The sequence below is a fragment of the Photobacterium minamisatsumaniensis genome (assembly GCF_050336695.1).
Taxonomy (GTDB): Bacteria; Pseudomonadota; Gammaproteobacteria; order Enterobacterales; family Vibrionaceae; genus Photobacterium; species Photobacterium minamisatsumaniensis.
The window spans coordinates 55928-79639 of sequence record NZ_JAKJSI010000035.1; the positions used below are offsets into that span (position 1 = coordinate 55928).

Annotated in this window: 24 protein-coding genes and 1 tRNA gene; 15 read left to right on the plus strand and 10 right to left on the minus strand. The window is 43.2% G+C overall.

The window, feature by feature from the left end; genetic code table 11:
* Positions 1-159: 159 nt before the first annotated feature.
* Positions 160-247 (minus strand) — tRNA-Ser (locus tag L4D78_RS18825).
* 388 nt (positions 248-635) lie between these two features.
* Here L4D78_RS18825 and L4D78_RS18830 point away from each other — a divergent pair.
* Both L4D78_RS18830 and trxC read left to right on the plus strand, forming a co-directional pair.
* Positions 636-833 carry a hypothetical protein gene (locus L4D78_RS18830; RefSeq protein WP_428456204.1) on the plus strand — a complete coding sequence of 66 codons (198 nt, stop codon included), beginning with the start codon at positions 636-638 and terminating at the stop codon, positions 831-833.
* A 161-nt stretch (positions 834-994) separates the two neighbouring features.
* Entirely contained in the window at positions 995-1429 is a 435-nt protein-coding gene (gene trxC, locus L4D78_RS18835) for a thioredoxin TrxC (RefSeq protein ID WP_428468364.1), read from the plus strand.
* An 80-nt stretch (positions 1430-1509) separates the two neighbouring features.
* Here the strand turns inward: trxC and L4D78_RS18840 are convergent, their stop codons facing one another.
* On the minus strand, positions 1510-3126 hold the full coding sequence (locus L4D78_RS18840) for a methyl-accepting chemotaxis protein (protein ID WP_428468365.1): 1617 nt from the start codon (positions 3124-3126) through the stop codon (positions 1510-1512).
* A gap of 243 nt (positions 3127-3369) precedes the next feature.
* On the opposite strand from L4D78_RS18840, the gene L4D78_RS18845 reads away from it, so the two are divergent.
* A complete protein-coding gene (locus L4D78_RS18845; RefSeq protein ID WP_428468392.1) occupies positions 3370-5211 on the plus strand; it encodes an MOSC N-terminal beta barrel domain-containing protein in 1842 nt (613 codons plus the stop codon).
* Between the two features lie 83 nt (positions 5212-5294).
* On the opposite strand, the gene L4D78_RS18850 is transcribed toward L4D78_RS18845, so the two are convergent.
* The 3 genes from L4D78_RS18850 to L4D78_RS18860 form a co-directional block, all read right to left on the minus strand.
* Positions 5295-5807 carry a copper resistance protein NlpE gene (locus tag L4D78_RS18850; RefSeq protein WP_428468366.1) on the minus strand — a complete coding sequence of 171 codons (513 nt, stop codon included), beginning with the start codon at positions 5805-5807 and terminating at the stop codon, positions 5295-5297.
* A 176-nt stretch (positions 5808-5983) separates the two neighbouring features.
* The gene (locus L4D78_RS18855; RefSeq protein WP_428468367.1) at positions 5984-7387 is read right to left on the minus strand and encodes a tryptophanase; all 1404 of its coding nucleotides are present in this window, start codon (positions 7385-7387) and stop codon (positions 5984-5986) included.
* Positions 7388-7888: 501 nt separating this feature from the next.
* Positions 7889-8236 (minus strand): YkvA family protein, encoded by a 348-nt coding sequence (locus tag L4D78_RS18860; RefSeq protein ID WP_428456210.1) that lies wholly within the window; start codon positions 8234-8236, stop codon positions 7889-7891.
* 671 nt (positions 8237-8907) lie between these two features.
* Between L4D78_RS18860 and L4D78_RS18865 the strand changes: the two genes are divergently transcribed.
* From L4D78_RS18865 to L4D78_RS18900, 8 genes are all read left to right on the plus strand, one after another.
* Complete coding sequence (locus tag L4D78_RS18865; protein WP_428468368.1) at positions 8908-9789, plus strand: NAD(P)-dependent oxidoreductase; 882 nt, start codon at positions 8908-8910, stop codon at positions 9787-9789.
* A 39-nt stretch (positions 9790-9828) separates the two neighbouring features.
* Positions 9829-10713 (plus strand): sugar phosphate isomerase/epimerase family protein, encoded by an 885-nt coding sequence (locus L4D78_RS18870; protein WP_428468369.1) that lies wholly within the window; start codon positions 9829-9831, stop codon positions 10711-10713.
* 53 nt (positions 10714-10766) lie between these two features.
* Entirely contained in the window at positions 10767-11762 is a 996-nt protein-coding gene (locus L4D78_RS18875) for a TRAP transporter substrate-binding protein (protein WP_428468370.1), read from the plus strand.
* Positions 11763-11847: 85 nt separating this feature from the next.
* Positions 11848-12402, plus strand: a complete 555-nt coding sequence (locus tag L4D78_RS18880) for a TRAP transporter small permease (protein ID WP_428468371.1) — start codon at positions 11848-11850, stop codon at positions 12400-12402.
* A 2-nt stretch (positions 12403-12404) separates the two neighbouring features.
* Entirely contained in the window at positions 12405-13679 is a 1275-nt protein-coding gene (locus L4D78_RS18885) for a TRAP transporter large permease (RefSeq protein ID WP_428468372.1), read from the plus strand.
* Between the two features lie 25 nt (positions 13680-13704).
* Entirely contained in the window at positions 13705-14703 is a 999-nt protein-coding gene (locus L4D78_RS18890; RefSeq protein ID WP_428468373.1) for a LacI family DNA-binding transcriptional regulator, read from the plus strand.
* A gap of 452 nt (positions 14704-15155) precedes the next feature.
* The gene (locus L4D78_RS18895) at positions 15156-15356 is read left to right on the plus strand and encodes a hypothetical protein (RefSeq protein WP_428456217.1); all 201 of its coding nucleotides are present in this window, start codon (positions 15156-15158) and stop codon (positions 15354-15356) included.
* A 716-nt stretch (positions 15357-16072) separates the two neighbouring features.
* The gene (locus L4D78_RS18900) at positions 16073-17386 is read left to right on the plus strand and encodes a peptidoglycan DD-metalloendopeptidase family protein (protein WP_428468374.1); all 1314 of its coding nucleotides are present in this window, start codon (positions 16073-16075) and stop codon (positions 17384-17386) included.
* A 104-nt stretch (positions 17387-17490) separates the two neighbouring features.
* Here L4D78_RS18900 and L4D78_RS18905 read toward each other — a convergent pair whose 3' ends face one another.
* Both L4D78_RS18905 and L4D78_RS18910 read right to left on the minus strand, forming a co-directional pair.
* Positions 17491-17973, minus strand: a complete 483-nt coding sequence (locus tag L4D78_RS18905; protein WP_428468375.1) for a GreA/GreB family elongation factor — start codon at positions 17971-17973, stop codon at positions 17491-17493.
* Positions 17966-18559 (minus strand): hypothetical protein, encoded by a 594-nt coding sequence (locus L4D78_RS18910; protein WP_428468376.1) that lies wholly within the window; start codon positions 18557-18559, stop codon positions 17966-17968. The genes L4D78_RS18905 and L4D78_RS18910 overlap by 8 nt, the downstream gene beginning before the upstream one ends.
* 285 nt (positions 18560-18844) lie before the next feature.
* Between L4D78_RS18910 and L4D78_RS18915 the strand changes: the two genes are divergently transcribed.
* Entirely contained in the window at positions 18845-19393 is a 549-nt protein-coding gene (locus tag L4D78_RS18915; protein ID WP_428468377.1) for a hypothetical protein, read from the plus strand.
* A gap of 102 nt (positions 19394-19495) precedes the next feature.
* Complete coding sequence (locus L4D78_RS18920) at positions 19496-19945, plus strand: DUF3429 domain-containing protein (protein WP_428468378.1); 450 nt, start codon at positions 19496-19498, stop codon at positions 19943-19945.
* Positions 19946-19985: 40 nt separating this feature from the next.
* Here the strand turns inward: L4D78_RS18920 and L4D78_RS18925 are convergent, their stop codons facing one another.
* The 3 genes from L4D78_RS18925 to L4D78_RS18935 all read right to left on the minus strand — a co-directional run bounded on the left by L4D78_RS18925 (position 19986) and on the right by L4D78_RS18935 (position 22379).
* Positions 19986-20930 carry a LysR family transcriptional regulator gene (locus tag L4D78_RS18925; protein ID WP_428468379.1) on the minus strand — a complete coding sequence of 315 codons (945 nt, stop codon included), beginning with the start codon at positions 20928-20930 and terminating at the stop codon, positions 19986-19988.
* Between the two features lie 105 nt (positions 20931-21035).
* Positions 21036-21782 (minus strand): arylamine N-acetyltransferase family protein, encoded by a 747-nt coding sequence (locus L4D78_RS18930; protein ID WP_428468380.1) that lies wholly within the window; start codon positions 21780-21782, stop codon positions 21036-21038.
* Between the two features lie 9 nt (positions 21783-21791).
* Positions 21792-22379, minus strand: a complete 588-nt coding sequence (locus L4D78_RS18935; protein ID WP_428468381.1) for an FMN-dependent NADH-azoreductase — start codon at positions 22377-22379, stop codon at positions 21792-21794.
* 163 nt (positions 22380-22542) lie between these two features.
* Between L4D78_RS18935 and L4D78_RS18940 the strand changes: the two genes are divergently transcribed.
* On the plus strand, positions 22543-22929 hold the full coding sequence (locus L4D78_RS18940; protein WP_428468382.1) for a DUF2799 domain-containing protein: 387 nt from the start codon (positions 22543-22545) through the stop codon (positions 22927-22929).
* Between the two features lie 239 nt (positions 22930-23168).
* A complete protein-coding gene (locus tag L4D78_RS18945) occupies positions 23169-23705 on the plus strand; it encodes an NADPH-dependent FMN reductase (protein WP_428468383.1) in 537 nt (178 codons plus the stop codon).
* Positions 23706-23712 lie beyond the last annotated feature (7 nt).

Here is a 23712-nt window from a genome sequence, read left to right on the forward strand (position 1 = left end):
ACGGATTTGAACCCTAAATAACAGATGCAAAAAAGCCGCTGATAAATCAGCGGCTTTTTCTAATGTGGCGGAGCGATTTTGGTATGGCAGGACTTTCAAATCCCTTTCGCTGCCACTAAAACGACGAAAGCCCAGCATTTCTGCTGGGCTTTCTGAATGTGGCGGAGAGATAGGGATTTGAACCCTAGGAGGGTCGCCCCTCGCCTGATTTCAAGTCAGGTGCTTTCGGCCACTCAGCCATCTCTCCGTTGTGCGGCGAATAATACGGATAATGGTTCCGACTGTAAAGCCTAAAAACGCCAACCGCACACCATTCAACCACTCAGAGCAAATAACCACCTAAACCCATGAATTAAAATGAGATTGATGGCAATTACACCTACTCTTAGTTGCTATTTTAAGCAATACATTCCTAACTTAGCCAAGTGACGAAAAAATTGATCTAAAACAGTCTATTATTCGCAGAGTGGAATCATCAACAGTACTCGCGTTTCGAGCCCGTGGAAAGCAAGTTTTCATTAGAATTGCACAAATTTGGGATATGTCACAAAGTCGATTTGTTCGTCTTAACTCTGTCACAAACGTTTGATAAAGATAGGTGGATTTCGACGCAGGACTAATTTCAGGAGGTAATTGTGTCTATCAATTCTATCGACCACAATGAGATGGCTAATGTCTCTTCGAAGTGGGATTACAAAGACGAGACAGCGTCTCACGTATCTAAAAATAAGCGCCAGCAAGCAGAAGCACGTCGTCGCATTGAAATACTTCGTGATATCAGAGCAAGCGGCTTAACCATTGAGGAAGCTAGAGATATGGGACTTATTCACTAAGCCACGGCTTGGTACGTTATTGGCAATACAAACAACCAATATTACAAGGTGAAATCATAACCGATAGATTATTTCTATCACTATAATCTGTTATTCCTGCTTTTCTATTTTCGGGGTAGTCGTTAAATTAGTACGTTAAGAATATCGAATGGAACGTAACTATGACAACAATGACTACCCGCTGTCCTCATTGTAAAGCGATGAACCGCATCCCTACTGAGCGTGTTAGTGATACCGCTACCTGTGGCGCTTGTAAGGAACACTTGCTAGACGGTAAGCCTATTGAAGGTACTACCAATAACTTCTTGTCATTACTACAGGGTGATAAGCCTGTAGTCGTTGATTTCTGGGCCCCTTGGTGCAACCCGTGTGTTGGCTTTGCGCCTGTATTTGAAGACGTTGCTAATGAACGTAATGGCGACGTACGCTTTGTTAAAATTGATACCGAAGCACAACAGGCGTTAGCTGCCCAATATCGCATTCGTAGCATTCCAACCGTTATGGTATTCAAAGATGGTCAACTGGCTGACACAATCAATGGGGCACTGCCAAAAGGACAGTTCGATCAGTGGCTAAATCAAGCACTGACGAAATAGTCACATTGAGTCGATATAAAAAAACCACAAGCAATGCTTGTGGTTTTTTATGGTAAAACGTTTTCTATTAGATGCTTAGATTACACTTTAAAATGTTTAAGCTGTTCACCTAGTTCAGAGGCCGCCCTGCTGAGCGACTGGCTCTCAGACGCCAAGTGTTGTGCTGCACGGTTAATGTCATCGGTCGCGGTATGAATGTGCGCTACCGTATTATTGACTTCTTCCGTGACGGTTCCTTGCTGCTCAGCAGCTGTCGCGACCTGCATGATCATGTCATTGGCTTCTGCTACTAACGTAGCAATACGGCTAAGCTCCTCCTGAACTTGTTCGGTATGTTCCACACTATTTTGGGTTTGCTCAGTACTCTCGGTCATCGATTCAACCGTTTTTAACGTACTCGTCGTCAGCTTATCGATCGTTTCCTGAATCTCAATAGTCGACTGCTGAGTTCGGCTTGCCAAGTTACGTACTTCGTCAGCAACAACGGCAAAGCCACGGCCTTGCTCACCAGCACGTGCCGCTTCAATCGCTGCATTCAAGGCCAACAAATTCGTTTGCTCAGACACCCCTTGGATCACTTGGGTTACATTGCCTATATCTTCAACACCCATTTTCAGTTCACCGACGCGGGCGTCAGAGTTGGCGATTCCCGTTGATACATTATGTATTGACCCAATGGCTTGCTGCATACGTTGATTACTGGCATCAACCTGCGAGTTAATATCAGCCGTTGAGTGCGAAGCAGTTTCCGCATTCTGTGCAACTTCGGTAATGGTCGCCGTCATTTCTTCCATTGCTGTCGCTAATTGAGCCAACTGCTGATGCTGCTCGGTGATCGACTGGGCACACTGTTCACTTGCAGCGGCAATAGTCCCTGCCATCGCCACCGATTGGTCTGCATTGCTATTTGCCGCTTGTAGGGTAAATCGCATAGAAGAAGAGGCTGAATGTAACGCTGTGGCTATACGCCCAATTTCATCACGTCGATCCATCGAAAAGTCTTGGGTAAGATCGCCCCGCTCAAGGTTTCTAACCAAATGAGTCAGTTTTTCAAGTGGACGGCAAATATCATTACTGATCCACAACCCCAATAACACTAATAAAACAATAACCACAACACTTAAGCTGAGCTGCTGCACAATGTTATTAAAAAACTGTGCTTCAATATCAAGTAGGTGTACGCCCGTGCCAACAACCCATCCCCACGGTACATAGTTTTCAACATATGAGACTTTTTCTGACACGTCACCACCAGGTGCTATCCATGCGTAGGTCAAAAAGCCTGAACCGGTATTACGTGCAATGGCTGTCATCTCTTGCCAGTGGGCTTTCCCACTTGCATCAGTGACAGACTGCATCGACTGCCCCTCTTGCTGTTGACGCAATGGGTGCATTACCAAGGTATTATCCGTTGCGATCACCCAAAAATAATTATCCCCTTCAAACCGCATAGCAGAAAGGGCTGCCTTCGCTTCTTGCTGTGCTTGTTGCTTGTCTGCCGGGTATTGATCTGAATAAAATTGAACCAAACTAATAACAACTTTCACCTGCTCTTGCATTGCTGTTTTTCGTTCAGCAATGTCATTTTCATAAGCCTGATTTATTTGAAAAGCTGTAATCGCTAACATAAATACTGCTGCACTCGCGATTAGCAGTAGTAGTTTAAACTTCATTCCGTAATGTTTTAATATTCCCATAACACTTATCTTTTGGTTGTAATAATGCCTATAGAATATATAACGACCATATATTAATTAAGATGACAGAAAGCAATGAAACTCTTGATAAACTTCATTTGATTATCATAAAAGTCAATATAATCACACGCTTACACAAAGCATTAATTCGCTATGCGTGGATTTATTTGGCGCTAATTTCAATCAACTTCTGCAATAGAATTTGGTAAAATGCTGAGACCTCAAAGTCCAAAAATGACAAGGATGATACCCGTGACTCATTCAGAAACCGCCCAAATAGCACTTTCGCAAATCAATGTATTCCCGATTAAATCAATCGGTGGAATAAGCCAGTCACAGGCTTGGGTCGAAAAGCAAGGTATAAGCTTTGATCGCCGTTTTATGGTCGCGTCTGATGACGGTGTAATGATCACAGCAAGGAAGTACCCGCTATTAGTAAAAGTTTCTGCCGCAATTTTGCCACACGGGTTAGTGCTGAGCTATCCGAACAAAACACCAATCACGTTGAAATACTCTGAATTTCAAATGGCAACAACGGAAGCAATTGTTTGGGGTGATAGCTTTGATGCCTATAGCACAACCGAAGAAGCAAATAGCTGGTTCAGCGACATTATTGGCGTTTCAGTACAGTTGCTTTACACCGGTGAGCAATCAAATCGTGTCAGGGCTAAAATTAATCAAAATGTCAGCTTTGCTGATGGCTACCCGCTACTGATCATTAGTGAAGGCTCTTTACAAGCACTCAATGAACGCAGTCCTCAGCAACACAGCATGGATAATTTCAGGACCAATTTAGTGGTCACGGGTAATGAGCCATTCATCGAAGATAGCTGGAAACGTATTCGTATCGGCGAAGTTGAATTTGAAGCCGTTAAACCATGCTCCCGCTGTATTCTGACAACGGTTGATCCAATAACAGGTAAATTCAACTCCCTGAAAGAACCTTTAAAAACCTTATCGCAATTTCGTGCGGATAGTCGCGGTGATGTTTATTTCGGACAGAACCTTGTGGCATTGAATGAAGGCATTATTCGAGCGGGCGATAAGGTAGAAGTACTCGAAACAAAGCCGAAAGAGTTTTATCCCGATAATAGCGAACAGCACCTCACGCTCACCTGTGTAGAGCGAGAAGAGATTGCTCAAGATTTTTGTACTTTCTGGCTAGAGCCCACTAAGCAGCAGACCTTACCTACTTACCAACCAGGTCAACACTTACCGCTACAAATCGAAGTTAATGGTGAGTACATATCACGCCGCTATACTTTATCGTCAAGCCCATCACGACCTGGTCGTTATGCCATATCAGTAAAGCGAGTTGATGAAGGGCGAATATCAAATTGGCTTCATGATAATTTCCATGTCGGTGATTCTTTAGTTGCAGATAAACCTGATGGTACTTTTCATCTAGGCCACCATACCGACAAACTCTTATTGCTATCCGCAGGTAGTGGCATTACACCGATGATTTCCATGCTGCGCTATTTGGCTGATAACAAACAGATTCGTAATGTGGTGTTTTACCATCAATGCCGAACTGAAGCTGATATCCCCTACCAAGAAGAGCTCAATACTCTGGCGAAACAGCATCCACATTTAACCGTACATATTGCATTAAGCCGCCCCTCCAAAGCATGGAGCGGTTTACAAGGAAGGCTATCAAGGAAGCATCTCAATATCGTCGATGACCTTACCGATCGCCAAGTCTTTGTCTGCGGCCCTGATGCTTTCATGTCACAAGCGAAAGACCAACTCCAGCAAGCTGGTTTGGCACTATCCAATTACCACCAAGAAGCCTTTGGTGTCGCTAAAAAGCAGACAATAAAAGAGCAAACATTCACCGTAAGCGTTGATGGTAACTTGTTTGAAGGCAATAACCAGAAAACGTTACTTGAGCAAGCTGAAGATGCAGGGATCATGATAGCCAATAGCTGTCGTGCTGGGTTGTGCGGTGCATGTAAAGTGACGGTGGAATCTGGCATGGTAGATCAACCCGATGTGCCAGCCCTTTTGCCAGGTGAAAAAGAAGCCGGAAAAGTGCTTGCCTGCTGCTGTGTACCGAAAAGTGATATTGAAGTGGTGAGTTAATCAGCCTAGAAGCTGAATACATCAAACGTTCAAGTAATAGACCTCTGCCTACAGGCAGAGGTTTTTGGTAATTACTTTATCGATTACTGCTTTTTCAATACATAATGGCTCGCTAAATCGCCAGTAACACGCTCACCATTTTGATCTAACCGGAACAGCTTATTTTCAGCCACAAAATACTGCACCGCTTCATCTTTACCACCAACAAGCGAGACAGTGTTGCCTGCTGCGTTCCAGTTGAATGTACCTTCTTGTTCAAACGTGCCTTTTTCTTTGCCTAAATACACTTCGACAAGGGTGAAAGTCCCATCAAGCTGAAGCACTAACTCAGTTTTGATCCCCTCACAATCTGCACACGGCAAAACGCCGGTATATGTGCCGTTCCAATCCAATGCATGTCGGGCAGTATGATCTGGGTCGGAAACCTGCTGCGCCATCACTTCGTCACCCTCAACAGGCAACTGCACAGGCACAGCTGGATCAGCAACACTAGCTGGCGATTCTTCCGCTGGCTGGGCTGGCTCTTGGGTGGCTTTCTGATCACATCCAGCTAAAACAAAGCCAGCTAATACCAATGCAAGTAAAGTTTTTTTCATTTCAATTCCTTATTAGCTTTTATTAATAAGCTAAATGACTAAAGGCGGTTACTTGATTTATATAATAAACAGGCTTTTGTTCATTTTTAGTCATCAGCAAGTTAGCACTAGGTCAATATCCAAATAATCGACACAAAATAGGGGATAATTAAAGCAACCTGTTCAATTATCATCAGCTAACTCGATATTGGCTTCAGTCGCGCGGTAAAATGACGCAGTACTGGCGGTTCATATTCAAACGCTAAGCCTTTAATTTCTTTGGCTCGTTTACATACCGCTATCAGCGCATCAGCAACATAATCCATGTGATCATTGGTATAAACCCGCCTTGGGATCGTCAATCGCATTAATTCAAGCGGTGCTGGTTTCTGCTCACCGGTTTGTGGATCTCGCCCCAGCAACAATGAACCAATCTCTACCGCTCGTACACCCGACTCTAAGTACAGTTCATTACACAAGGCGTGCGCCGGAAACTGCGCCGGTGGGATATGAGGTAGAATTTTCTTGGCATCTACAAACACGGCATGACCACCTGTTGGGTATTGGATTGGCACACCGCCTTCACGTAATCGCTCTCCCAAATATTTCACTTGGCTGATCCGGTAGTGGAGAAAGTCTTCATCGGCAGCTTCATATAATCCCCGAGATAAAGCCTCCATATCCCGGCCAGCCATGCCGCCATAAGTCACAAAGCCTTCCATTGGTACGCAACGGGTTCTCACGGCTTGAAACAGCTCTTGATGGTCGCGAATACAGCACATACCACCAATATTAACCATCGGGTCTTTTTTTGCCGACATGGTAAGGATGTCACCATAACAGTACATTTCTCGAATAATGTCTAATATCGATGTATCGTTATAGCCAACTTCACGCTGCTTGATGAAATAAGCATTTTCACAATAGCGGGCAGAGTCAATCACCACTGGAATATCATTCTGCTGCGCTAGCTCATACACCTGCCGCATATTCGCCATCGATACTGGCTGCCCACCAGAGCTATTGCACGTAACAGTAGTAATAATGGCGGCGATATTCGTAGAACCATAATGATCAATGGCAGCCGCAAGTTTGGCGATATCGAAATTCCCTTTCCAATCATCATAAGTCGTGGTGTGCAAAGCGCTTTCGGTAAGTAAGTTAATTGCTTTACCACCACTCATTTCAATATGGCCAGCAGTGGTATCGAAATGAAAGTTCGACAGGAATATTGCTTCTGTACCACCCCGCACATTACGCATTCGTTCTACTAGGCAAGGGAAAAGGATTTGCTCTGCCCCCCGCCCCTGATGAGCAGGTATGGTGAGGTTATAATCGAAGAAGTGTTTAACGGCATCGCACAAATTGAAATAGTTTCGGCTTCCCGCATACGATTCATCCCCCAGCATTAATCCGGCCCACTGATTATCGCTCATTGCGCCGGTACCAGAGTCGGTTAATAAATCGATGTACACATCTTCACTGCGCAGCATGAACGGGTTATAACCCGCCTCTTCAAGCGCGATCCGACGATCATTCTCATCGGTCATCCGAATAGGTTCGACCATTTTGATACGAAAGGGTTCGGGAATGCGTTTCATGATAATTTCCTCGCAACAACCACTCCTCAGAAAGCAATACGAGCAGTCGTCGATTTCACCTCAACCAACACTGTCATTCATAAAGAACGAAGTGACACATACAGCAACAGGGGTTACTGGCTAAAAACGCCAAGCGGGGGCTTAGGAGGTAGGAAAGTCGTCAGTAAGGCGAAAGTCTTGATTAAACCATGATGACAAAACCAGAGTAATATCAGGCACTATCAATGCTGCATTATTCGTCATGTCATCAGTCCTCTCTATTGTTCAGAGAATAGCTCATCCTTAGTAATATACTGAGTATAGCCTGTGGCTGAAATAACGAATTATCAATATACAACGTTACGATAAGCAATTAACGCTTATTTTTATTCAACCTCTTTTGCTTATTCTTATTAATGCTTGAGATAAACTCTCGAATTTCGCTTATTCCATCAAAAGCAAATATATATAAGAGTATGCCGCCAATAAACGGAAGAAGAAATGAAGGGATAATATCCAGTATCATAAATCGTCCCAAATCTGCTGTGCTTCTTCCTCATGCTTCTCTGTGATTGAGTCGCTAGCGGTTTTAACGGCAATACCCAATGCAGCTGCATCATCGGTATAGCCCGCAACCGGTACAATATCTGGGATCATATCTGCCGGCAGTACCAGGTAGGCTAAAGCCGAACCAAGTACGATCTTATCTTTATAAGGTGTCGCTTTGTCTGACATTGCTAAGTAGGCTTCAATACCAGTACAGGCCAACGAACCGCCCATTTTTCTCGCGCCGCTTTTCATTTTATCCCAAAAGCTTTTCTCATCTGGCGCTTCCAGCGTTTCTTTCGTTGGATCGAACGTGTTACTCATTTCATGTCCTCTTTGGCAAACATAATAGAATTAAATAGCCTACGCCAACACAGATGAAATAATGCATAAGGTGCAGGAAGTCGCTTGCTAAGAATTTTACAGTTCAACGTTCCGTTTATCAAGTTCTGAAACTATAAAAGCATTAAAACGTGACTACATATAAGTCTCAGTCATGAACTCAAAATTTAAGTTTCGCTGATATAACTGAGACTTAGCCTGTCAAATTTACAAATCAGTCAGGTTATTCCTACTGAGCATAAAATTACTTCTTAAACCAAAGTCTAAAGTGATTGCATTTGCAATTATTTCTCGCTGCCATGTTTAACAAAATATTATCATTTGATGGTTTTAACCCATCAAAAAACACTTACATAACATCCTGTTTTATAAGGTTATTTATTCACCCAGCACATAAATCAAGATAATAAACTGCAAAACAATTCGCAGGCAAAATATTTAATAGCTAAATACAGAATGTAGAACTTTTGTCTCTACCCATTTAAAACTGTGAGCTAAAGCCTTCATGATGTTAAAAAAAACCTCATACTAGTTGGAATTAACATATTAGTCACAAATGAAACCTTTACATGACAGATTGTCTTGAGGGAATACATCAGAGCCACCTAGTATCAAATTCAATCCAGTAACACTCATTGCATAGGAACATGAAGATGAAAAAGGTTGGTTTTGTTGGTCTTGGAGACATGGGTGCCGGCATGGCAAAGAACATTCTTGCGGCAGGGTATACCGTGGTTGGTTTTGATTTAAACCCAGAGCGTGCACTGGCATTTCGTGAGGCAGGAGGCGAGTTAGCCGACTCATGTAACCATTTAGGCAGTAGCGTAGATATTGCTTTTGTAATGGTTATGAACGGCAAGCAAGCCATGCAAGTTGTCACCGATTTGTCTGAGACGATGGCAAAAGGCAGCACCATTGCTATTACCGCAACGATTCATCCTGCAGAAATGGAAGACGTCGCAAAGTACGCAACGGATAAAGGCTTAAACATCATCGACTCGCCAGTCAGCGGTGGCTTAGCCGGATCACAAAACGGCACCTTGACTCTAATGTTAGCGGCAAAATCTGAAGTGCTTGATAGCAACCGGGCGGTACTTGAAGCCATCTCATCCAATATCTTTCATGTGGGCGAAGAAGCTGGACAAGGACAAACCGTAAAAGCCGCACTTCAAGCTTATATCGGTGCTTCATTTGCCGCTATTTTCGAATCCCTTGTACTGGGTAGTAAAGCAGGCGTTTCTGGCAAGGTGCTTTATGACGTATTTGGTGCCAGTGCTGTTGGCAGCCCGCTGTTTAAGAACTGCGCCAAGCTCATCATGGATCGTAAGTTTGAAAAAACAGGCAGCCACATCGGCACCATGTATAAAGATCTCGGGATATCAATGACGATGGCAAAAGATAAAGGTGTCCCTATGTTCACCACTTCAGCAGCCTACGAACTGTTCCAAGCAGGTAAAACGGTCTACCCCGAAGGCGATAACTGGACAATTGTGAAAGTACTAGAGCAACTGTCTGACACAGAAGTTAACTGGTAAATCCCTCATAGATAAGTGACTAATTAGGAGATAAGAAAAATGGCAAAGCTTGGTGTAATTACAGATGGTATCAGTCGCGATTTTCCCTATGCGCTCGAAGTAATGAAGGAACACGGTTTGCAATATGCTGAACTACAGTTTCTTCACAAAAAGGAAGTTGGAGATTTAGATGCCAAGCAACTAAATGAAACAAAAGCACTTATCAATGATTATGACCTAAAAGTCTCATCAATTTCCCGTCATAATTTTGCAGGCCGCTCAGTATTTGATGTAGAAGTGGGTGACCAGTGGTATCAAGGCCACATGGAAAAGCTACAACGCTGTATCGAAATGGCCCAACAGTTTGATGCCCCTATCGTTCGCACGATGAGCTTCAAAAAAGAAATGATCATCTTTGGTGACAACGGCGCGGAAGAGTGGAATGTTGCCAATGGTGCATGGGACAAGACTGTGCAGCTATTCCGTCCAATCGTCGAACTTGCAGAACGAGAAGGCATAACACTGGCTGTCGAGACAGGTAACAACGCAATCATTACCTCAACGGCTTTAGGTAAAAAACTCATTGATGATCTCGGTACTAACCACCTGAAAATCATGTGGGATCCCGCCAACTCCCTGTTCTGCCATGAAGATCCAACCCAAGCCCTACAAAACCTCGAAGGTGGCTACTTAGGCCATGTCCACATGAAAGACATCAACGTCTTTATTGAGCAGGCACGCATATCTAACTGTCCGCTAGGCCAAGGACAAATGGCTCCACACTTGCCAGCAATCGCAGAATGGCTAGACAAAAACTACAGCGGTGCCATTTCACTCGAAAGTGTTTACCGACCACAGAACGGTACTTTCGAAGACGGGTTCCGCGCTTCATTCAATAAATTCCAATCCCAGTTTTCTGGTATTAAACAAACTGAGCTTGCATAGAAACTCAGGGCCGGCTGAGCCGGCCCAACATTACAATTATAAGGATGTACTCAATGAAAAAGCTTCTTTCGTTACCGCTATCCCTGTTAATTGCTCTTCCCCTTACAGTACAAGCCGCAGAAACATATAACTTCAAGTATGCCCATACCCAAACAAGTAAGTCATTGCGCAGTGATTCAATGAAATACTTTAAAAAAGAATTAGAGAAACGTACCGAAGGCCGAATAAAGGTAAAAAATTATTTTGGTGGTGTTTTAGGCAATGAGCGTGAGTCGTTTGATGCACTAGCGACTGGCGTTCTTCAAGGAACACGTGGCGGTAACTACCCTGATGCTTCTTTCAAGTACAACATTATGTCACTGCCTTACCTTATTCAAAATTGGGACCAAGCTGAGTGCCTCGTTCAATCCAGTTGGATGCAAACCCTATCGGACGAAGCGGCAGCCAATGGTATCCATATTCCTGCGGTCGGGATCTCTATCGGCTTTCGTGCCCACGGGCTAAACAAAGCCAATATAACCGGTATTGATGATCTCAAAGGGGTGAAAGTACGCGTGCCGTCTGGCGATGAAGTGCTCTACCACCTTGAACAGGCCATTGGCAGTAACCCGCAAGGTGTCGCTTGGACAGAAACCTATTCCGCGTTACGTACTGGGGTTGTCGACGGGGTAACAGCCCAACCAACCAACATGCTGGACTCAAAACTCAATGAAGTACTGAAATCAATCACTATTGATAACCACTCTATTGGTCCAGACCCGCTAATGGTCAGCAAGTCATGGTACGACAGCCTCCCAGCAGATCTGCAAGCAACTTTTGATGAAGTCGCCCGCGAAACGATGGCGATGAATGTTAGCCAATATCGTCAAGAGGAAACAAAATCCATTGAACGAATGAAGAAAAACATGACCGTAGTGGATGTGTCAGATAGTGATAAAACAAGACTGAAAGAACAATCGAAATCGGTCTATGACTATTTCGTAAAACGTGGTGATTTTAGCTGGGATGACATTGATGCTGCGATAAAAGCCTCGAACAGCTGCAGCTAATTATTCTAATGATAAAGCCCCCTTAGAGGGTGCTTTATTTCAATTAGAGTTGATCCCACGATGGGTGTTTTAGGAGAAAGGATTTATGGATATCGAATACACCACCCCAAAGTCACAGCCAACCATCGGCATTGTGCCCTTTTTACTGGGTACGGAAGCCTTTGTGATCAGAATGGCCAACATCTTGTCTCGCAGCTTTTTTTTCATCATGGCATCACTGGTTGTCACCCAAGTCGTCTTACGGTACGGCTTTAGCCAGTCGATTATGGGTGCCAACGAAATCGCCGTCATTCTATTTGCTTACACAACCAGCCTTGGCGCCGCCGTTGCCATAGCCAAGCGAGAGCACATCACTATCAGCTGGTTTGCAGAGCAAATGCCACCAGCTATCCGTAAGCTACTGGATTTACTGGTATTGTGCCTATTGTTCGCGATTAATTACGTAATATTTATTCACTCATTAGATTGGATTGAAACCACAGGCCATACCAACATTCCTCTATTGCAAATTCCCCGCTGGTGGGCACAGGCCGCTGTGCCGTTATGTACAACGCTGTCGATGTTTTTCTGTGGGATAAAAATTGCTGTCGGAATCATTGATACCGACACACTTGGAAAGTCTTGGTTAGGGGAAGATTAATTATGTTTTTATTATTAGGCAGTTTGGCGGTTCTTTTGTTTTTAGGGGTACCCATTGCATATTCCTTGGGGATCTCATCCTTTTTTTATTTTTTCATGAATGAACCCGACCTTATTGCTGTTTTACCACAACGCCTATTTGCAGGCTTCAGTTCATATTCACTCATGGCACTACCACTGTTCATCTTCATGGGTATGTTAATGAATGAGTCGGGGATCACCCAGAGACTTATCAACTTTTGCATGCTCTTTGTTGGCCGCCTTCGCGGTGGATTAGGGCTGGTTAACGTCGGCTCCTCGATGGTGTTTGGTGGCATATCAGGATCCTCGACCTCTGACACCGCGTCTATCGGATCTATTTTGATCCCTGCAATGGAGAAAAAAGGCTACCCTAAAAAGTTTTCTTCCGGGATCACCGTTGCTTCATCCACCATGGGAATGATCATACCTCCCTCGATACCAATGGTCCTATACGCCATCGCTGCGCAAGAATCTGTCGGTGCACTCTTTTTAGCTGCCACCATACCAGGGCTGATGATCGGCCTATTTCAGGTTGGAATGACGATATTCATTGCGTACAAAAACAAGTTCCCTAAAGAAGACATCAAAATCAGCTTGTCAATTGTTGTCACTGAAGTCATTAAATCTTCTTATGTACTGGTGATGCCGATCCTTATTATTGGTGTCGTTATTTTGGGTATCGCAACCCCAACCGAGTCATCAGCGATCGCAGTGGTGTACGCGGCAGTCATAGGCTTCTTCCTCACCCGTAATCTCACCATGAAGCAGTTTTTATCTTGTGTGAGTGCGACAGTCACCACCAGCTCAAAAATTATGATGATCATCGCCCTGTCTCAGCTATATATTTGGGTTCTTGCACTAGAAGATATCCCTTACCAAATCAGTACGTTCTTGACGGGTCTTGAGTTATCTCCAATTGCACTAATGCTGTTATTAGGGCTGTTTATTTTAGCCATCGGGACTTTCTTGGATGTTAGCCCTGCGATTTTGATCCTGACTCCCATTTTCTTGCCAGTCGCAGCCGAAGCGGGTGTTTCATCACTTCAGTTTGGCGTTTTACTCATCACCGGGCTTGCTGTGGGAGCCTGTACACCACCAGTAGGTAATTGCCTAAATGTCTGCTCGGCGATATCTAAAATGGGGATTGGACAGATTTTCATGGGAGCACTCCCATTTCTTTCTGCGAATGTCTTCATTATGGTTATCACCATCTTTTTCCCAGCAACGGTGCTGTGGTTACCCTCACTGTTATCTTAATTAGGCGGTAAAAAAGGAGTGCAGTATGCAGGAGTTTAAGATTTCAGACATTGCCATTATGGCAGGTGTTAGCCCCGCAACCGTTGACCGTGTACTTAACGATCGAGGTACTGTTCGTCAATCTACACGCGATAAAGTGTTAAGCGGCATTGAACAGCTGAGAACGCAGCTAAGCCAAGAAAACTATCTTCAGCAGACTGGAAAAAAGCTAACCTTTATCTTACCTGCTGGCGCGGGCCCCTCAATCGATGAAAACCTGCACTCCTTCGTTCACAGCACTGCAGCAGAACGTAATATCCAAATATGCTGGCGCAATTATGACAAATTAGATCATCGTTCACTGTCATCAGTATTGAACAGTATTGATATAGATAAATGCCTTGGGGTTGTAATGCAACCTCTTGAGCACACCAGCGTGGCATCGGCTCTCGGGCGATTCACCTTACACAATATTCCCTGTATCTGCCTATTGAGTGAACCCGGCCCTAACCTGCGGGCATGTAATTACATTGGCCTTAACAACTTTAATGCCGGTGAGACAGCCGGTTATTTGATGACAAAATTCAACTCAAATACTCAAGGCCGCATCGCAATAGTCGGTGGTGTCGATAAATATTGGAACCATAAACTGCGAGTAGATGGATTTAAAACCAGTGTTAATGCACTGTCAAAAAAACTGACTCTCATTCCTCCTATTTATGGAAATGACGAGCCAGAGCACAATCACTTTTTCATCGAAAAACTACTAAAGCGTTATGATGATCTTACAGGGATCTACAATGTCGGTTCAGGTAACCGAGGCATTGTGAAAGCGTTAATTGAAGCCGAGAAAGCGGAGAAAATCACGTTTTTCACTCACAACCTCACTTCGACATCCAAACAGTACCTACTCTGTGGTGCTGTTGATGCCATCATTACCCCCAATTATCACCAAATTGTGAACCGCATTTTTGACCGGTTTACCTCAAGGCTGGACTGCACTTATTACGTTGATTTTGATGTGCGTTTCCAAACCAACGTGTAAACGCAATAGCACTACTTTATTAAACCAAGCTGAAATCACCCACAAAACACGACATGCATCACACTTTACTGCAATAAAATGTATTTACAACGGCAAATTTTACGAGTAGAGTCCATTTGTCTGCTACTCAGACCTGCAATGATTTCCGAAGAACACGTCTCACTTCTCGCCAAAGTAAGCAAGCTCCTCTAAAAGATTTCACTCTATATTTCCACTGTTCACGCTAAGTTGCGAGCAAGAAACAGTGATGAGTCAGCGCGTTGGTGATCGCCTGGCGGTGATATAAAGGTCACAGAGTAAAACGACAGAACTAACATGTTTGTTTAAGCATGTTACTAAGCGTATACATACTCAATTGAATAGCCACAAAACCAATGCAAGTGAGTACATAGCACTGAAACCCAGTCTATTTTTATACTCCAAAATGCAGGCTTTGGGCTTAAGGAAAAATCATGACTTCACAAACTGGCATTATCCGCAGCTTTAATCCTCAAAATAACACTGGCCTTATCACGTGTGATTTAGGTGGCGACATTGGCTTTTCGGCAATGAATGTTGCAAGCCAAGGCCAACCTGTTTCAGGAAGCCTTGTTGAGTTCATCATGGATGACTCGAAGACAAAGCTACAAGCTGTGAAAATCCAATTCTTGTAAAAGAAATAGCCGGTAAGGTCTAACTTAGACCTTACCGTTACCCCGATAACATTTGAACCCACATCTTCATTTCCCATAAAGCTTGTATCTCCCCCATTCCTATATCGCATCAAACATTCAAAATACACATCACAAAGCCATGCACCCACTCGCATAATGTGATCGACACTTCAGATTTGCGCTATAACCAAGACATATAGGTACAATTAAGCATACATTCAGCTTTGCAGTGTGAGACTATGTGCGTAATAAATTATTCGAGGAAAATCACACATGGAATGTAACTGTCATAACCTAGCGCGTATAAAACGCAACTTTTGGCAGAGAGTTTTCTACAAATCTATACATATCTGCAAAGATTGTGGAAAACAATTCAAGCTGTAAAAGACAAAATAGTGACATTTCAGCTCATCAGTTTTCTTGATTATTCACCATAATAAGTTTAAACCATCGCTTATTGTGGTGAACAAATACGCACCAGCCCGTTGAAAAATGTGACTAAAATCACCTTTATTACGCAAAATAACCCGTCCAAGATAAAAAAGTGTAAATACTGAGTTTTTTGACAAACAAAAAGTCCGACCTGTGGCAATATGTGTCTCGATTTGAAGCTGATGCTAACGCATTATTTAAGTTGGTATGGATACTAGGCGCTTCACTGGCCATGCCCAACAAAGAACCCTTACCACTAAACAATAACGACGAGTTCTTTTTGTATGTCATCGCAAAAAATGACAATCCCTAACAAGTGGATGTCGATCAAATTTTTGGGGCTAGCAGGCCTTTCTGTTCTCACTTTGGCTGCTATCTTCAGTTATAACACTTCGCCTATTCGAGAAATCCCACTACAGCTGGCACTTTCTTCAACGCCATGGAGCAATGAAAGTAGCACTGACCAGCCCGTGATTGAACCGCCACGCTTTGCCTACACGATTCACAAAGGCGATTCTTTAAGCCAAATTTTTTCCCTCTTGAATGTCCCTTACTCAGATATTCAACTGCTTATGGAAGCTGATCTCAATTACCTTAAAATTGACACTCTGCAACCTGGTCACCGGTTACGATTTTGGCTTGATGGTGAAGAACAAAGACTTGAAAGACTTGAATTAGAATTCAGCCTCGCAGAGAAGGTGGCCTATCAGCGTGTTGATAATACCGCATTTGAAGTCGAGGAAATTTCAATTCCTGGTGATTGGGAAGATACCATTGCCACAGGTGAAATAAATGGCAGCTTTTCAGTCTCAGCCCAAAGAGCTGGACTAAATTTGACTGAAATTTATGAGATCACTAACTTACTAAAAGATAAAATTAATTTTTCTCGAGATATACGTGCCGGTGATAATTTCGAAGTAGTATTATCACGTCAATCGGTAAAAAACACCTTAACGGGTCAGCATGAAATTCGTGCGATACGTATTCATAGCCGAGGTAAAACAACCTCAGCTTATCTTCATGGTGACGGTAATTTCTATGATGCTAAAGGCCAGAGCCTACAGCGCGCTTTCATGCGCTACCCTTACCAATCAAACCAAAAATGGCGTATTAGTTCTCACTTTAACCCTAAGCGACGCCATCCTGTAACAGGCCGTGTATCACCCCATAATGGCGTCGACTTTGCAACGCCAACGGGTACTCCTGTACTTGCTACAGGTGACGGTGTGGTCGTTCAAGCACTAAGCCACCCTTATGCTGGTAATTATATTGTTATCGAACATGGCTCTAATTACCGTACACGCTACTTGCACAATAGTAAGATGCTTGTTCGTAAAGGCCAGAAGGTCACTCGAGGACAACGCATAGCGTTAGCTGGTGCAACAGGTCGTGTAACAGGTGCACACATTCACTATGAATTCCTGATCCGAGGCCGTGCAGTCAATCCAATGACAGCTAATATTCCAATGGCATCATCTGTTCCGAGTAAAGAAAAAGAGCAATTTAACGAAACGGTCGCCATCTACGATGACTTGATGGAAAAACAAAAAGACCAGTTGCTTACCATGAATACAGATAGCATAGAGCCTGAAGCATAGTTTTACCCTCGCAATCAAAAAGGGAAGCACCCGCTTCCCTTTTTAATATCTATCCATCTATTTGATAAGACAACAGCGTAAAGCGCGTGTCTACATCTCCTTACCTAAACAATGCTTTCAATATCATAAAACACGACTTTATTGCCGATATGAACATCAATTTCATCACCTTGCTGGCGCCCTATTAGCGCTTCGCCAAAGGGCGATGTCGGCGTAACAACAATAACCTCTTTTTCTTCAAAGCACACTTTGACACCACCAGCGGCAGGACCGAAAAATACGAATTTTTCGTTATCATCTTCATCGATTAAATGGATAAAACACCCAAGAGTAACTCGGTTATTGATTTCCGTGAGTGTTAATTTCAACTGCTGATAAGCGGTGATATCAGCTTGGCACTCCGCGACCCTTTGTGCCTGCCCATGCGCTAAATACGCAGCCTCAAGCGCTAAAGTATCATATTGGTTTTCTGCAACATTCTGATCATCTGTTGCCGTTTTCTGAGCCCGCTCCGTTGCCTCTACCGCACCTTGATAGACAGTGTTGAGTTCTGTCAGGATCAAATCGAGTAACAAGTGTTTATTCATTTTCAATTAGCTTATACGTTTTCTTCATTTCATCAGGGGCAATGCCATAACCCGCATCGACCAAGTACCCATCTTTATAAACTGTCATGCCTTGTTCAGTCCATTCCACATCGATAACAGCAGTGTTGCCATCTTCACTACCCAGTAAAGTCAGTATTTCATCGGTGATCAAAATGGCTTTAATGCTCTTTACCCGCTGAAAAGGCATAAATCGATCGAACATAGGTACTTCACCATAGGTTAAAGCCCACTGCTCTTGTGGCACTAACCACTCATTATACACGGCACCACTCACTGGCTCTGGATTACGCGCAATCACAACCTGTTCAGTGACAATGTTCTCCGTTTCAATTTCTGGCTTACCTTCTTCATCCGCAATATAGGTCACAAGCACTCGACCAATTTCCACTTCATGTGGAAGGCGACCATAAGTTAACGCTTTCTTCTGATATTCTGGTGCGTTATCAAATTTCGCCATCACTTGCGGGATAGCCTGAAAACTAACAGGCGTATTTTCTACAGCCGCATGTACATCCGACATTGGTATCGCCAGTAAGATTGCCACTGCAAAAAAGCTATTTTTCATTTTTATCTCAATCAATTTAAGCCAACAGCCTTATGGTAATGCCTTATGGCAAAAATTGGTAATAAGTGCCTGACATTTAAAAACCTTAAAAAGTGCTGGCATTGAAGGAACATCACAGAATGCACTCAACCATCCTTTAAAAAATTTCAGCTCTCGCTTGACGCTAATCAAACATTGTTCACATATTCAACACGTCAATATGAATTTATGTACATAATAGATTAACCGCTAAATCTAAGAAATGAACTCGCTTACCCCTTTGCATAAAAATAAGGAGGCAACGCTATGACTAAATATGCCCATATCATTAGATGGCTACTTCACGGTTTAACGGTTGCACCTCTTGTTCATATTTTGATTGGTTTACCCGTCTTTTTTATTCTATTTGCTGGCTCAGTGAGCTACGCCGTTGGCAATGTATTAAATCTATTTGCGCTTTTTTTGCCGATTGATTTCATCCATTCTCTCGCCATGACATATATGATATCGGGCAAATTATTGATTGGTGTAACCCTATATAGCGGCTGGCCATTAACAATCATTTGCCTGGTGCCAACCTGCTATTTGCTTTCTCTGGCGATACTCGGTCGATATTTACGTAATACCAACTTTGAACATTGGATTGCTTATAACATCGCCACAACATGGCGCGTTATCGTGCTCTCTGCTGCTACTTTGCTCATTCCTTTTGCCATTGGATTAAGCTTTAGTAACGCGGCTACTGTCTCCGCGATCATTTCAGCATGCTACTTGCTAATACGGGTTTACCGTTTTTATGTTCCACTCTGGAGTAAAATAGTAAGGTGTGACCACAACCATAACGCATTTATATAATTGAGTTTACAGATACCTCTATTATTAAACTGACTAAGTTTTCCTGTTCACTGGCTATCTACTATGCTTTGAAACATGTCAGTTTTCTATGGAAGGTCGCCAATGACACTCTCGCCCGTTCAAACGATGTCACGACTGGCTTATCTCGGTTTGCTCCCTTTTATTCTGGCCATCATCTGTATTTGGATAGATAAGACGTTATTTGGCTTAGAGGCCGAAAAGGTTTTTGTTGCCTATAGCGCGGTGATTTTAAGCTTTCTTTCGGGTGTTTTATGGGGCAATGCCATCGATCATATAAAGCACTCACTAAGTCGTAATGCGCTTATTCTTAGTAATCTATTTGCGTTTATTGCTTGGGGCGTATTGCTGCACTCACCAGACAGTTACTTCTGGTCGGTATCTGTTTTGCTCTTTGGTTTTATCGCAGTATGGTTTGCAGAGAAAAAAGTTCGCGAAGTCGAAAAAGAGCAAAACCCCAAAAGCTATCAACCGTTGCGTAACCGACTTACAGCCATTGTTTCTCTGTTCCATGTGGTTGTTATCATGAGCTGAAGTGGGCATAGCGAGTACGTATAACCCATTTCAGGATCAACTAACTTCGCTGGTTGAGTCGAGAAACATTCTTCACTTTATCGATGATCAGCTCTCGTAACCAACGGTGGCTCGGATCAAGTTCAAAATGACGATGCCACATCAGCACGTACCCTCCCGGCACTAAATCTACTGGCACTTCAAGCGTATGTAGATCGTAGCTAGTGAGCATATGCGAAGCATATTTGGCTGGGGCACACAGAATTAAATCGCTTTGCTCACACAACCCCATCGCGCTATAAAAGTCGGTCATATTGACCGCTTGATCTCGCTTTAAATGCTGTAGCTTTAATACATCATCCAACAACCACTGATCAATACCACCAAATGTCACCTGCAAATGGCGATACTTTAAAAAAGTATCAAGGTTCCATTCTTCTTTGAGTAAAGGGTGTCCTCGACGAACAAGACACACAGGGTGGTCGCGAGCCAACTCTACAAACTGCAGCTGCGGTGGGATATTGTCAATATGGCTGATGGAACGAAGGTCCCACTCGCGGCAGCTAATCGCCATGTCGATTTCACAACGCATAAGCTTATCTTCACTGGTATGGTTCCATGTCTGGGCATCAAGTTTTATTTTTGGCGCTTGTACTAATAGCTCCGGCATAAAATAAGGGTAAGTCAGTGAATAAGCCGTTTCAACCATGTGAATGCGAAACTCTCGCTCGCTATCACTCGGGTCAAAATGGTTTGGCCGAGTGAATTGATCGAGCTGCTGTAGTACCTGCCGTAAGTGAGGTGCGAGTTGCTTTGCTCGCGGGGTGGCTCGTAAACCATGCGCTGTCCGCTCAAAGAGCTGATCATCAAACGTCTCTCTTAGCTTCGAAAGCTGTTTACTCACTGCGGATTGGCTTAAGTGCAACCTTGACGCTGCTGCCGTGACGCTTTGCTCTTCTAATAAGACTTCCAACACTTTGAGTAAATTATAATCAAACTGAGACACTGACTAAATAACCTTCTTCATTATTATTATCCCCCCGTAAAGAACTTGGGGGCTTTATCCATATTAAGTGAAGTAAGAAAGTTATTCGATATTAACTTCACATTATCACTCTGATAAACCAAATATATCCTTCAGCAATTGAGTATTCTCTGATTCAGAGACCGGTTTCTCATCTCTTTCATTGTTTACAGTATGGATTAGCAAGCCATCTGATAATGTCATTCGGCCATCATTTGTTCTGAGTGACACCAACGTTTTTTGGGTAAACCATGACTCAGGTGACGTTTGAACAAAGTGACTTGCTGCCGTGAAGTCTTCACGTTGCCATGGGGTATCGCTAAAAATATACCTCGGCTCCCAAGCAGCTTCCTCATTCAATCGATACAGCGCTTTCATACCTTCAAAACTATCCACTTTATATTGCGTGTCTTCCCCCATTGTTGCTGCGGGTCTGTCGACACGTTTCGGCTCACCGAAATCTCGACCATTCCCAACATCAACCAAATAGCGTTCATTGGCGAGTGTAACAATGAGCGCCATATGATTTCTCATTTCACCAAGAGGCTGACCTGAGTTCATTTCTGCACCGATAAATATGACGTCAAAACCAAGCGCTTGCAGAGCATCATGGAATAAGGCATTTGCCTCGAAGCATACCCCTCCACGCTGCTTGAGAACGATTTTCTCAAAAACACCATCGCGGGATAAGTCCAATGTTGTTTTGTTCCGGATATAGAGGTTTTCAAACGGTACATGTAAAAGAAATTGCCGCTGTAGCGCCGCCAAGACTGGCAGTGTTGGCACAGTGCTGCCGCTATAGTGAATACGCTCAAAGAATGCCGTTAAATTCATCAGTCGCTCCTATGCCGCAATCCGTGTTGCTAATGCTTCTATCTCACGATGAATTGCAGTTAAATTCTGCGTGCTATCGGGCATATCTAACCCCGTAGCATAAACAAAGGTCACATCATCAAGGCCAATCATCGATAGTGTCAAACTCAATTGCTGTTCAATGGCTTCAACTTGTCCACCACCGCTGGCGATAACAATGATCACTTTCTTTTCGGTTAAATATCCCTTCGGCCCTTCCGCTGTGTAGTTAAATGTCACCCCCGCCCGGGCAATATGGTCAATCCACGCTTTTAAGGTGCTCGGTATGGCAAAGTTATACACTGGCGCACCAATAACAAGAATATCATGCGCTTTTACTTCATCGATTAGCTGTGTCGATAAGACGCTTGCGGCCAACGCCTCCTTACTTTCACCACCAGCGAACCCAAGAGCAGTATCTGCACTAAAATGAGGAATAGGGTATGTCGCAACGTCACGTTCCGTAACCACCACGCCATTTCCGCGCCCTTTGATTTGGCTAATAATCTTACCGACTAGCTGGCGTGAGTGTGAGTCATCTATACGTAGACTGCTATTTATCGATAATACTTTTTTCATGCGCTTAACCCCTGTAAATAATATGAAGGCTAAGTATAAAAGTTAAAGTTAACTTTAAGTCAATACCTAAATAACTCTCTTATTTTCTATACAAAATCACGATCTGCTGCTTTAGTTAAATGGCAATTTGATGTTAAGCCCGATTAGGTATTAAGGAGCCAAAATGAAATTATTATCAATTGCCCTCGCCAGTTCATTGCTATTTGGTTGTTCGAGCTTTATCACAGATACTCAACTCGCTAAGCAGAACAAGTGGGAGCAATTAGGTTTTAGCGATGGTGCGACAGGTCAACATCAAAGATCTGCTACTGAGTTAACCTTCCTGACTGTTGTAAACAAAGAACAAGTCGAGCAATACAATGAAGGCTTTGACAGAGGCAATGGCATATTCTGTGAATTGAATTCGGCCTACGAACATGGCCTAAAAGGGAAGAAGTACCAAGGTCAATGCATCAACTTTGAGCATGAACCAGATCTGGTTACTGCTTGGCACAAAGGTTATGAGCGATACACTGTCTTACAAGATAGCTTTGAACTGAGCTCAGACTAATCGCCTCCCAAAAATCGTGATAGCAAATCCCAAATATGCTAACCATTAAAGGCCGCAAATGCGGCCTTCTTCATATTCATTTACAATCAACCACAACACATATTGTTGCATGCACAACAAAACAATGAGAGAGTGTTATTCATCGCAAAAAGATGAAAAGAACAAGCGAAGCAAACGAATATTCGCAACTTAACCATGCACATTTTTAAACATCTACGTCAGTTTTTAAGGGAATAAATATGAAGGTTTTAGCTTTTTCTACCAGTAATAGCCGTTCATCAATTAACAAAACCATGGTTAATTATCTGGCAAACCTTATACCAGGAGCATCAATAAAGCTCTCTAGTGTTAATGATTATATTCTGCCAATCTACGATCCAGAATTAGAAAAAGAAAATGGCGTACTACAGCCAGCTAAAGACTTTTATAATGATATTGAAGCCGCAGATCTTATTATTATTGGATATGCAGAGCACAACGGTAACTATACTGCAGCATTCAAGAACTTATTAGATTGGACCTCTAGAATTAACATGGGTCTATTCCAACAAAAACCAACCATCATGCTAGCAGCAACACCAGGACAAGGCGGCGCAAAAAGCGTACTAAATATTGCACAAAACTCTTCTGCTTTTTTCAAGAATGACATCAGATCTGTCATTTCTATACCTGACTTTTACAATACTTTTGACTTAAAAACCAACCAATGCACGAGTGCTGAGTTAGAAGCAAAACTACTAAATGCGGTTGATGCCATCACTGCCGTAACAGAGTAGCCTCCTC